Genomic DNA, 11,364 nt, shown 5'->3' on the forward strand with positions numbered 1-11,364 from the left:
CGCGAGCGGTCCCCCTCCCCATCGCTTCGCGACAGGGAGGATTATCGTTCACTCCGCCAGCGGCTTTGCCGTCCGCCCTGCCATGATCGCGGCGATTCCGCCGACGAGCAGGCACCCCGACAGGATCGCCAGCGACGGCTGCAGCGACAGGGCGCCATAAGTCGGGGTGAAAGCCTTGCTGAGATAGCCCGCAACGGTGCCGCCAAGACCGACCCCGGCAAGTCCGATGAACATATTGATCGTCGCCGACATCATCGCGCGCATCTGCACCGGGACCTGCGCAAAGCACAGAGCGATGATCGGGCCGAGGTGCAGCGTCATCATGAACTTCACCACGACGAAGCAGGCGAGCGCCACATAGGCGTTGCTCGTGAGGGCAAAGCCGACGCCGAACGGAAAGGAAATCAACAGGCCGATGCCCGCGAACCAGCCGTTGAAGCGCGGGTTTGCCTGGCCATAGCGGTCGCTGACCCAGCCCGCGACGAGATTGCCGATGACGAGCCCCGCGGCCATCGCACCGCCGAGCCAGAAGCCCGTTTCGGTCTTGTCCATGCCGTGCACGCGCTGAAAGAAGGACGCGCCCCACAAGATGAAGGCAAAGCCGGTGAGCGGCACCATGCAAAGCAGCAGCCCCACCCAGCGGAGCGACGGATTCGACGCCATGGTGCGCAGCACGTCGCCGAGACCGGCCTGCGGGGGAAGAACCGTTTCGACAACGCCGCGGCGGCGGGGTTCGGCAGCCAGCAGATAGACGGCAAGACCGATGGCGACGCCCGGCAGGCCGACGATCAGAAAGACCGTGCGCCAATCATACCACTGCGACAGCCAGCCCGCGAGAGCGAGCCCGCCCGACAGGCCCACGGCATTGGCGGCAAGCATGATCGAGATGACGGTGGTGCGCCGCTCCTTCGGGAAAATGTCGGTGAGCAGCGACAGGCCCGCCGGACCCGCGCCAGCCTCGGCAGCCGCAAGACCGATGCGCGCGAGGAGCATTTGCCAGAAGCTGTGCGCATAGCCCGACAGCGCCGTCGCGGCGCTCCAGATCGACACGCAGACCGCGATGACCAGCCGCCGGTCGCCGCGGTCGGCATAGCGCGCGATCGGAAAAGCAGCGATCGCATAAAAGGCGGCGAAGGCGATGCCGGTAAGCAGGCCGAGCTGGCCATCATCGAGACCGAGTTCGACCTTTATGTCATCCTGAAACAGCGTGAAGACCTGTCGGTCGACATAGCTGAGGATCGCAACGATCACGAGCAGACCAAGGGTCAGACCGCGGCGATTTGACGATTCCGAAGCCATAATGATCCTTTCGCGGGGAAAAAAAGAGGGAGGTCCGGTTGCCCGTCCCTCCCCCAATGCTCCAATGGAGCGCCCTGTGGTCTCTAGAATTTCACGGTGCCGGTCAGGCCGAACGTGCGCGGCTCCTGCCGCGTCGATGAGACATAACCCACCGGTGCGACGAGCAGATTGTTCACATAGGTCCGGTCGTTGGTGATGTTCCGCACGAAGACCGCGACTTCGTACATGTCGTCGGCGAAGCTGACCGCAGCCCGCGCACCGAAAAGATCCTGCGCATCGCGTGTGGTCGTCAGAACGACCGCATTGTTCTGCGTGTTGACCGCGTTCGGAACGGCGGTCGATCCGGGCGGAACCGTCGCCGCATTCTGCGCGAAGAAATAGGATCCGGTCGGGCTCTTGCCGAGATGGCTGTAGTCGCCGTGAAGCTTCAGACGGAAATCGCCGAAATCATGGTCGAAATCGAGCGCCGCACCCCATTGCCAACGCGCAATCGATTCGAACCGTTCGAAGCTGCGGTTGCCCGACAAGTCAGCATAACGGACATATTTCGGATCGACATGCGCCAGGAAGCTGCTGAGGCGCAGATCGTCGGTGATGGCGACCATCGCTTCGGCCTCGAACCCGCGCACGCGCACCTTGCCCGCATTGCCGAGAACAGTGGCCGAGGCCCCTTGGTTCGCGCCCGGCTGGGCGATCAGCGTGCTGCGCTGAATGTCGTTGATGTCCGATTGATAGATCGCAGCGTTGAACCGCAGGCGGCGATCGAAGAACTCGCCCTTGAACCCGGCCTCATATGAATAGGCGACCTCGGGCTGGAAAGGGATGAGGAAGATTGCCGATGGCGCGCGCAGATTCTGACCGCCCGAGCGGAAGCCCTTTGCCGTCTTGAGGTAGACCATCGTATCGTCGGTCAGCTTATATTCGAGCCCCGCAGTATAGGACCAACCCGAAAAATCGTCGCGACGCTTGACCGCGCATTGCGGCGTGGCGACGAGTTCGGGACCGACGATCGCCGGCGCGGCGAACAGCGAACAGGTCGTCGTCTGCGTCGTCCGGTTGAAATTGTTGTTGAGGCTGGTGATCCCCTTGTCGTCGACCGAATAGCGCAGACCGCCGGTGAAGGAGAAGCGGTCGGTGAAGTGATAGGTGCCCTGCGCGTAGGCCCCGATGCTGTCATTATCGATATTGGCAAAGAAGTGCGAGGTCACCGGATTGATCGCGGGCGCCACGATCGAAATCGACTGGTCGGACCCGCTTTCGTGGAAGGCGAAAACGCCGGTCGCGAAGTCGAGTTTATCGTTGAACGCGACACCGGTAATCTGGAACTCGCCCGAATATTGCTCGACCGACTGCTGGCTCTCGGTGAAGTGGATGGCGAACCGGCTGCCGTCCAGATCGACCCCGGCATAGGTGTCGATCTTGCGGTAGCCGAGGATCATTTGCATCTGACCGAAGCTGGTGTCGAGAATGCCCGTCGCGCCAAATGTCTTCGTCTTGGCGAAGGCATAGGGCACTTCGTTGTTCGAGGAGATCGATGGGTCGGCGGCGAGCGTGGCGATGTCGGGGTTGATCAGCGCCAGGCCCGTAGCGGTCGCCGTCGCCGGCGTCGCGCCGTTGATCAGCCCGACGAACAGCGCACCCGTACCGCCGAGGTTATAGGTCGAATTGGACGCGGTGAATCCCGAGGTCGCGAGGCGGATCTGGCGCGACGGCGACTGTTCGTCCATCCGGAAATATTCGCCCGACAGGCGGATCGTCAGATTTTCGGTCGGCTTGAAGTCGACCTTTACGCGGCCGTTCCACCGGTCGCGATCGTCGAGTTTGACCCCGTTGGGCGTTCCCGTGAACGGCGCCTTTGCGACGGCGGGGTTGTTCGCCGCGATCGCCGACACCGTTCCCGCGGGAACGGTATTGGTGGTGTAGCCGTCGCGGGTCAGGCGCTGAAGCGCGACGCGGACGCCGAGCTTGTCCTCGACGATCGGAACGTTGAGCACGCCCGTCGCCTGGAACTCGTTGAAGCGGCCATAGGTGAGCGAGAGGCTGCCGCCGAACTCGCTGAGGTCGGGGTTATTCGAATTGATCAGCATCGCGCCGCCGGTCGTATTGCGGCCGAACAATGTCCCTTGCGGACCTTTCAGTACCTGGACCGACTGGACGTCGAGGAAATCGCCGTTCAAGCCATAAGACCTCGCCCAATAGACGCCGTCGACATAGGTCCCGACCGACGGATCGAGCGTGATCAACGTGTCCGTCTGAACCTGGCCGCGAAGGGTGATCGTCAACGCGCTGGGCGTATTCGAGCCCGAACGGATCAACAGGCCTGGCGTAAAATTCGTCAGATCCTGAACCTGCTGGACGTTGCGATCGGCAAGGTCGCCGCCCGAAAGCACGGTGACCGCAACCGGAACCTCTTGAAGATTTTCGTCGACCTTGCGCGCCTGGACGATAATCGCGTCGAGGCCGCCATATTCTTTGGCATCGTCGGCGGGCGCGGCGGCATCCTGCGCATAGGCGGTGACCGACGATAGTGCCAATGCCACCATCGACGCGGCAACGAGCATCCTGGCCGAATCGCGCTTCTGCTTGAATTTCATGGTCAACATCCTCCCCGCGAGGCTTCCTGGCGTCCTCGCTTGGCGAGTTATATAACTAAGTCTAACAAGACAGACAAGTGGATTACGTTATTTGTCGAGAAACGTAGCGTCATCAGGCGTCAGCTGTGCTCTTTCGGCAACATCCGTGCGAGCGTCGGCACGTCTGCTAGCGCCCGAAGAACGTCGTTAAGGTGTGTGCAGCCCAGCGTTCCGACAAGCGTGTCGAGGACCGCCTGGCGAAACTCGCCCACATTCTGCCCGACCATGCGCGCCGCCTTCATCGACGCGCCAGGGCATTCGCGAAACGGCAGGATCAACGGCAAGGCCTGCAGCGACAACAGCGAACCGCTGGCCTCGTCTACTTCGGCATAGACCCGATATTCGTGGATCGCGGTGCGCGTCCCCTGCGGATTGGGACCGCTATCCTGGAACGCGGCATCGACTTTCAGGACGCCTTCGGCGCGCCAGACATCGATCCGGCGCGCCCGCCGCGCCTGCGGGCGCCCTTCCTGAACGGGCATGTCGTGCCAACCGACCGGGTCCTCCGGATTGGCAAGCGGCCCGACTTCGGTCGCCGACTGGTCGCTATGGTCGACGCTGCCGTCCTCGGCGAGCGAACTGCCGCCCTCGGTGAAACCGGTACAGATGTTGACCATCCGCCCCTTCTTGCCGGCGGTGGATTTCAGCCGGTTGCTCGCCATGCGCGCGTGCCAGTCGTCGGTCCAGCGCGACCATATCCACCCCGCGACCAGGCTGGCGCCCGCGAAATCGTCGAGCACCTGGAAGAGCGGGGTTCCGCGCAGGTCGCCCAGAACGTCGGCAAGCGCCGTCCGGCTTGCCCCACCAGCACGGACGCCCACCATTTCGTGCGCGCGCGGATGATTGGCCGAGATCGCAATGTCCATGATCTCGCGCAGCGGCGACGTCTTTATCCGGAACTCGCCGCTCGCCAGCTCGACCGCCCCGCCCTCGAACGGCGTCAGAAGGTCGCGCGCGCGTCCGGCCATCACCCACGCTTCGCCGAACCCGTCGGGCCAGTCCGAATCGATCGAGGTCGTCCGGCGAACCGAGCCCGGCCGACGAAGCGGCGCGGGGCCAGCCGACTGGCGCGCGAAGGGGAATGTCTGGGGTGCGTTCAAGTCATCGATCCTATTTGGGCGGCATGCGAATGGCGCCGTCGAGCCGCAGAGTCTGGCCGTTGAAATAACCGTTGCGGACAAGTTCGAGCACCAGGGAGCCGAATTCCTGTGGATGGCCGAGCCGCTTGGGGAACGGCACCGACGCCGCGAGCCCCTCGAAGATCGCCGGCGCACGATCCTTGACGGCGAGCATCGGCGGCGTGGCAAAGATGCCCGGCATGATCGAATTGACCCGAATGCCCAGGTCCATCAGATCACGCGCCAGCGGCAGCACAAGGCCGTTGACGCCCGCTTTCAGCGAACCATAGCCGACCTGTCCGATCTGTGCGTCCTGCGCGGCCGCCGATGCGGTGAGGATGATCGCGCCACGCTCGCCATCGCCGTTGAGCGGTTCGGCATTCGCCATGCCGAGCGCGGAGAGCGAGGCGAGACGATAGCTCGCGATCAGGATGCCCTGCGCCGAGAAAGCATAGTCGTCGGTCGAGTAGCGGACATAGCCGCCGCTCGTCTTGTCGTAGCGGACAGTCTTGCCGCCCTTCGAAATCTGCGCGCAATGGACGAGCACGCGCTCCTGCCCATGCGCGGCGCGCGCAGCCTCAAAGCCCGCGACGACGCTGTCCTCGCTGGTGATGTCGACCTTGCAGAAGACACCGCCGATCGCGTCGGCGACGGCCTGGCCGCCCTCTTCGTTGACATCGAAGACCGCGACCTTCAGCCCTTCCCCCGCCAACGCCTCGGCGCTGGCGCGGCCCAGGCCCGATGCACCACCGGTCACCACCGCCGCGATATTATTGCCCAGTTCCATATGTCTTCCTTTGGTTGCCAATCATTGCAGAACTTCAAGATTACCGCCATCGACCACGAGCACCTGGCCGGTGATGAAACCTGCGCGATCCGAACAGAGAAAGGCGGCGGCGGCCGCCATGTCCTCGGGCGTGCCCATGCGCTGGATCGGATAGTGGCTGGTGCGCTCGGCAATATGCGCCTCATAGGTCTGGCCGTGCTCGGCCGCGATCTTCGTGAAGACCTCCTTGAACTGCGGCGTCGCGATCGCACCGGTGCCAAGCGTGTTGACCGTGATGCCCATCGGGCCAAGCTCGGCCGAGATCGTTTTCGACAGCGCCAGTGCGCCGACACGATAGGTGTTCTGCGCCGCGCGTGCGAGTTTGCGGTGCGGCGCCTTCACCGAATTGGTGCCGATCGTGAGGATGCGGCCCCAGCCCTTCGCGCGCATATGCGGCACCACGGCCTGCACCGCCCAGCGGAAGGCCATCACATTATTGTTGTTCGCCGCAGCGAAGGTGTCGTCGTCGACATCGAGGAACGCGCCCTTCGGCCCTGAATCGACGTTGAAGATCAAGATATCGGGTGCACCGAAGGCGTCGCTCGCCGCCCGAACAGCCTGCCCTATCCCGTCCTTTGTCGTGCAGTCGGCGGAAATGCCGACCGCCTGCCCGCCCGCCGCCTTCACGTCGGCCACCGCCGCGTCGATCGTCGCCTGCGTTCGCGCGGCGATGACTGTCCTGCACCCTTCGCGCGCGAACTCGTGCGCGCAGCCAAGCCCGATTCCTTTCGAGCCGCCAAAGACGAGCGCAACCTTGCCTGCCAGCCCCAGGTCCATCAGGGCGCCTTTCCGTGCTGAAGCTTCAGGCGGTCCTGCAGAATATCGTTGCGGCCCGGCGACGCCGCAACGGTCGACCCGCCATCCATCTTGATCGTCGTGCCCGTGATATAGTCGGAGCGCGCCGAGGCGAGAAACAGGCAGGCGTGCGCGATATCCGCCGGCGTTCCCGCTCGCCCGACGGGCACCGTTGCGCCATAGGCGGCGAGCCCTTCGTCGCCGAGCACCGATTTGGCGCGATCGCTGGCGACCAGGCCCGGATTGACCGCGTTGACCGTGATGCCCTCTCGCACGACATCCCCCGCCGCGGCGCGGATGAAGGCATCGAGCGCCGCCTTGGCCATGCCATAGGCCGTCATGTTCGGAACGACATTGAAGGTGCCGTTGATCGACCCGATCGCGATGAACCGGCCGCCGTCGCTGGCCTTGGCCAGATGCGGCCGCGCGGCGTCGAGCAGCCACCACGCCGCCTTGGCGATGCTTGCAAAGCCCGCCTCGAGCCGCTCGTCGTCGACATGGCCGAGCCCGCCGTGCGGAATGTCGGCAGCGGCATGGACGATGATATCGACGCCGCCGAAAGCCGCCACGCTCGCCTCGACCAGCGCGCGGCAATCGGCATGGCGCGCGATGTCGGCAGCGCAGCATTCGGCGACGCCGCCCGCCTTTTCGATGCCGGCCTTCACATCCTCGGCAGGGGCAATGGTGCGCGCGCCGAGCATGACCTTCGCGCCGGCGGCGGCGAAAGCCTCGGCGATGCCGCGCCCGACACCGCGGCCGCCGCCGGTGACGATCACCGACTTGCCGGAAAAATCCTCCATCAGGCTGCTCCTCCTTCGAACAGGGCGCGCAGTCCCGGCGCCGACGGCTTCATCGACGGGGTGCGCGGGAAATCGGCGACGATGCGGATATGCGCGGGCACCTGATAGGCGATCAGCCGTTCCCTGAGCCACGCTTTGAGGTCGTCGGGCGCCAGCGCGTCCACCCCGTCCTTGAGGATGATCGCAGCGGCGGGGACGGCGCCGAGGCGCTCGTCGGGAACGCCCACCACCGCGGCCTCGCGGATCGCCGGATGATCGTTGAGGGCGTGCACGATATCGTCGGGATGAACCTTGAAGCCGCCACGAATGATCGCATTGTCGGCGCGGCCGCGGATGAACAGAAAGCGGTCGTCGTCGAGGATCGCGCGGTCGGTGGTGCGCATCCATTGCAGATCATTGTTCAGCTGCCGGCCCTTGAGTTCGAGCAGGCCCTCTTCGCCGGTCGGCAACGCTGCGCCATTTTCAGGATCGACGATGCGCGCCTCGATATCGCCATGAACGCGGCCGACGGCACCGCGCTTTTCGGCCCAGCGCGCGCGAAAGTCATCGATCGTCCAGCCGGCGATGGCGCCAGCGAATTCGGTCGCGCCATAGTTGGCGCAAATCGGGATCCCGTATTTTTCGAGGAACGCATCGACGAGATCCGGCGATAGCGGCGCAGTGCCAGAGATCAGCGCCTTGAGGCTCGACAGGTCTTCGCGATTGACGTCGGCGTCGAGCAGCATGCGCACGGCGGAGGGCACCGCCGGCGCGACCGCCGGGCGGTTGCGTTTGACCGCGGCGACCCAGGTCTCGACGCTGAATTTTTCGAGCAGCGCGATCTTGCGGCCCGCTGCTAGCGCGCCGATGCAACCGTAAATGCCGCCGATATGCGTCAGCGGATTGACGATCATCGTGCAGCCCGAGTTGAGCTGGGGCGGATCGTCGAAGCTGCGTCCGCGCTCATATCTGGTGAAGCCGCGAAAGCTGGCGTCAAAGGCATCGCGGCTGAGCGGCACGCGCTTCGGACTGCCGGTGGTGCCGCTGGTCAGCATTTCGATCGCGACGCCGGGCGAGACAGGGATCGCGGTGCGCGCTTCGCTCTGGACGACCCGCACGCCCTCCAGCCGCGGGCCGACCTCGATCACCGCCGAGCCGGCGCGATCCAGCGCTTCGGCCAGTCCGGCGCGCGCCAGGTCGGTCGCGTCGGCGATGATGACCGGCAGGCCGAGCGCTTCGACGTCGGCGAACAGCTTTGCGTCGGGAAGAATCGGGTTGAGCGTGACGAGGCAACGGTCGGTCGACAGGACCGCGACGATCGCCGCGACATGGCCCGGGCGGTTGCGCAGCATCACACCGATCCGCGCATCCTCGGGCAGTCCCATGGCGTCGAGCGCAGCCTCGATCGCGCCGACATTCTCCGCAATCTGGCGCCAGCTATAGTCGATGCCTTCGAAATCGATCTCGGTCCGATCGGGATCGAGCGCCATGATCGCGCGCAGCTTTTCGGTCATCAGCGCCATTACAGGGCAAGCCCTCCGCTCGCTTCGATGATCTGCCCGGTGACCCAGCGCGCATCGTCGCCGAGCAGCATCATGACGGCGCCTGCAATATCCTCGGGCTCGCCGATGCGGCCCATCGGGGTGTGCTTGGCGGTCGCCTCGTCCCAGCCGGGCTGTTCGCGCAGCGCCGTGATAAAGTCGGTGGCAACGGCGCCGGGAGCGATGCAATTGCAAGTGATCTGGCGCTTCGCGACCGCCAATGCGGTCGAGAAGGTCAGGCTTTGGATTGCCCGCTTGGTCATCGCATAACTCGCGGCAAAGGGCTGGCCGACCTTGCCCGACATCGAGCCGATATTGACGATGCGTCCACCGTCGCGCAGTCGCGGCAGCGCGGCCTGCGTCACGAAATGCGGACCCTTCACGTTCACCGCGAACAATTCGTCGAACAGGTCCTCGCCTGCACCCTTCAGCGTACCATCGCGTCCGCTGCGTCCCACGCCGGCATTGTTGATCAGAAAGTCCAGATTGGGTGCGCCGCCGAATTCTGCGTCGCAGGCAGCGAACAGCGCATCGATCCCGGCGAGAGTCGATACGTCGGCCTGAACCGCAAACGCCCGGCCTCCGGCCGCCACGATAGCCGCGGCAAGCGCGTCGGCGGCATCCTTGCTGCCCGCATAGTTGACCGCCACATGCGCGCCCGCTGCGCCAAGCCGCCGCACGATCGCGGCGCCGATCCCGCGCGAGCCGCCGGTGACCAGTGCCGTCTTTCCTGCAAAGCCGGTCATAGAAACAATCCTCCGCTGGCTTCGATCACCTGACCGGTTACCCAATGCGCATCGTCGCGGGCGAGCATCATCACCGCGTCCGATATATCCTCGGGCACGCCGAGGCGCTTCATCGGGGTCAGCTTCGACGTCGCCTCTGCCCAGCCGGGCTTTTCCGACAGGGCCTTGTTGAATTCGGTATCGACCGCGCCGGGCGCGACGAGGTTGCAGGTGATGCCGCGCGGACCGACAACGACGGCCGTCGAAAAGGTCAGGCTTTGCAGCGCACGTTTGGTCGCCGCATAAGCGGCGAAGGGCGGGAGCGCCGCGCGGCCGCCGAGCGAACCGATGTTGATGATGCGGCCACCGTCGCGAAGGCGCTCCAGGCAATATTGCGTGATGAAGTGCGGGGCCTTCTGGTTGACCGCAATCATGCGATCGAACAGTTCCTCGCTGCATTTGGTCAGGCTGGCCGTATCGCCCTCGCCGCCAACGCCGGCATTGTTCACCAGAATGTCGAGGTTCGGCGCGCCCCCGAACATGCCATCGCACGCCGCAAGCATCGAACGAATGCCATCGAGGTTGCCAACATCGGCCTGCACCGCAAAGGCCTTCCCGCCGGCCGCGACGATCTGGGCGACCAGCGTTTCGGCCGCTTCCTTGCTGCCCGCATAATTGACCGCGACATGCGCCCCTGCCGCCGCAAGGCGGCGCGCAATGGCTGCGCCGATGCCGCGCGATGCGCCGGTGACGAGCGCAGTCTTGCCGGTCAGCTCCATCAATCTCTCTCCCTCGTGTCGTTGCGACATAATTGACTTAGTTATATAACTGGTGCAAGCCTTATTCCAAAGATGATGGGAGCGGAGCGTGTCGGAACTGATCCTGAGCGAGCGTCAAGGCGCCTTGCGCATCATCACGCTGAACCGGCCCGACCGGCACAATGCGATGGACGACGGCATGTCGGCGCTGTTCCAGCAACGCATCGGCGAGGCGCTCGACGAGACCGAGTCGAGCGCGATCCTGATCCGCGCAACCGGCAAGAGTTTCTGCTCGGGTCGCGACACCAATGTGCTGGGGCATCGGGCTCGCGACGAAAGCGATTTTCACTTCGTACGCCGTCACCAGGAAGGGCGCCTGCGGATGCAGGAATCGACGAAGCCGATCATTGCCGCACTCAAGGGGGGCGCGATCGGCGGCGGGTGCGAACTCGCGCTCGCCGCCGATATGCGTGTCAGCGACACGACGCTGAAAATGGCGTTGCCCGAGATACTCTATGGCGTCCTCCCCGACACCGGCGGCACGCAGATGATGACGTCGCTGATCGGGCCGTCGCGGACGAAATATATGGTGATGACGGGGCAGAGAATCGACGCTGCGACCGCGCTCGAATGGGGCGCGGTCGATTTCGTCGTCGAACCCGACGCACTCGACGCCAGGGCGCTGGAGATCGCGCACGACATCGCCGCAAAGCCACCGATCAACCTCGCGCTGGCGAAGGAAATGATCAACCTGATGCACGGCGCGACAATCCGCACCGGCACGCGCGCCGAGCTCTATGCGCAAAGCTATCTCTTCAAGACCGAAGACTATCAGGAAGCCCGCGCCGCGATCCGCGAAAAGCGCGCGCCCAACTATAAAGGCAAATAGG

Annotated in this window: 10 protein-coding genes; 1 reads left to right on the forward strand and 9 read right to left on the reverse strand. The window is 64.7% G+C overall.

Annotated elements, in window-relative coordinates; translation table 11 throughout:
* Positions 1-48: 48 nt before the first annotated feature.
* The 9 genes from ACO055_RS05210 to ACO055_RS05250 form a co-directional block, all read right to left on the reverse strand.
* Positions 49-1,299: an MFS transporter gene (locus ACO055_RS05210; RefSeq protein ID WP_422061530.1), complete on the reverse strand. Its 1,251-nt coding sequence runs from the start codon at positions 1,297-1,299 to the stop codon at positions 49-51.
* An 83-nt stretch (positions 1,300-1,382) separates the two neighbouring features.
* Positions 1,383-3,893 carry a TonB-dependent receptor gene (locus ACO055_RS05215; protein WP_422061531.1) on the reverse strand — a complete coding sequence of 837 codons (2,511 nt, stop codon included), beginning with the start codon at positions 3,891-3,893 and terminating at the stop codon, positions 1,383-1,385.
* A 119-nt stretch (positions 3,894-4,012) separates the two neighbouring features.
* Positions 4,013-5,032 (reverse strand): DUF2889 domain-containing protein, encoded by a 1,020-nt coding sequence (locus ACO055_RS05220; RefSeq protein ID WP_422061532.1) that lies wholly within the window; start codon positions 5,030-5,032, stop codon positions 4,013-4,015.
* Positions 5,033-5,042: 10 nt separating this feature from the next.
* Positions 5,043-5,837, reverse strand: a complete 795-nt coding sequence (locus ACO055_RS05225) for an SDR family oxidoreductase (RefSeq protein ID WP_422061533.1) — start codon at positions 5,835-5,837, stop codon at positions 5,043-5,045.
* A 21-nt stretch (positions 5,838-5,858) separates the two neighbouring features.
* Positions 5,859-6,653, reverse strand: a complete 795-nt coding sequence (locus ACO055_RS05230; RefSeq protein ID WP_422061534.1) for an SDR family oxidoreductase — start codon at positions 6,651-6,653, stop codon at positions 5,859-5,861.
* Entirely contained in the window at positions 6,653-7,471 is an 819-nt protein-coding gene (locus ACO055_RS05235) for an SDR family NAD(P)-dependent oxidoreductase (RefSeq protein WP_422061535.1), read from the reverse strand. Before ACO055_RS05235 ends, ACO055_RS05230 begins: the two co-directional genes overlap by 1 nt.
* Positions 7,471-8,964 carry a class I adenylate-forming enzyme family protein gene (locus ACO055_RS05240; protein ID WP_422061536.1) on the reverse strand — a complete coding sequence of 498 codons (1,494 nt, stop codon included), beginning with the start codon at positions 8,962-8,964 and terminating at the stop codon, positions 7,471-7,473. Before ACO055_RS05240 ends, ACO055_RS05235 begins: the two co-directional genes overlap by 1 nt.
* 8 nt (positions 8,965-8,972) lie before the next feature.
* Positions 8,973-9,737, reverse strand: a complete 765-nt coding sequence (locus tag ACO055_RS05245; protein WP_422061537.1) for an SDR family NAD(P)-dependent oxidoreductase — start codon at positions 9,735-9,737, stop codon at positions 8,973-8,975.
* The gene (locus tag ACO055_RS05250; protein ID WP_422062425.1) at positions 9,734-10,495 is read right to left on the reverse strand and encodes an SDR family oxidoreductase; all 762 of its coding nucleotides are present in this window, start codon (positions 10,493-10,495) and stop codon (positions 9,734-9,736) included. Before ACO055_RS05250 ends, ACO055_RS05245 begins: the two co-directional genes overlap by 4 nt.
* An 88-nt stretch (positions 10,496-10,583) precedes the next feature.
* Here ACO055_RS05250 and ACO055_RS05255 point away from each other — a divergent pair, with 88 nt between their 5' ends.
* Positions 10,584-11,363, forward strand: coding sequence for an enoyl-CoA hydratase/isomerase family protein (locus ACO055_RS05255; RefSeq protein ID WP_422061538.1), 780 nt, complete (start codon positions 10,584-10,586; stop codon positions 11,361-11,363).
* The last annotated feature ends 1 nt before the right edge of the window (position 11,364 follow it).

The organism is Sphingopyxis sp. (assembly GCF_965227415.1).
Lineage (GTDB): Bacteria > Pseudomonadota > Alphaproteobacteria > Sphingomonadales > Sphingomonadaceae > Sphingopyxis.

Bases quoted from the DNA above. Each gene is read 5' to 3' on its own strand.
- ACO055_RS05210 (WP_422061530.1), bottom strand. From the start codon at position 1,299: ATGGCTTCGGAATCGTCAAATCGCCGCGGTCTGACCCTTGGTCTGCTC.
- ACO055_RS05215 (WP_422061531.1), bottom strand. From the start codon at position 3,893: ATGAAATTCAAGCAGAAGCGCGATTCGGCCAGGATGCTCGTTGCCGCG.
- ACO055_RS05225 (WP_422061533.1), bottom strand. From the start codon at position 5,837: ATGGAACTGGGCAATAATATCGCGGCGGTGGTGACCGGTGGTGCATCG.
- ACO055_RS05230 (WP_422061534.1), bottom strand. From the start codon at position 6,653: ATGGACCTGGGGCTGGCAGGCAAGGTTGCGCTCGTCTTTGGCGGCTCG.
- ACO055_RS05235 (WP_422061535.1), bottom strand. From the start codon at position 7,471: ATGGAGGATTTTTCCGGCAAGTCGGTGATCGTCACCGGCGGCGGCCGC.
- ACO055_RS05240 (WP_422061536.1), bottom strand. From the start codon at position 8,964: ATGACCGAAAAGCTGCGCGCGATCATGGCGCTCGATCCCGATCGGACC.
- ACO055_RS05245 (WP_422061537.1), bottom strand. From the start codon at position 9,737: ATGACCGGCTTTGCAGGAAAGACGGCACTGGTCACCGGCGGCTCGCGC.
- ACO055_RS05250 (WP_422062425.1), bottom strand. From the start codon at position 10,495: ATGGAGCTGACCGGCAAGACTGCGCTCGTCACCGGCGCATCGCGCGGC.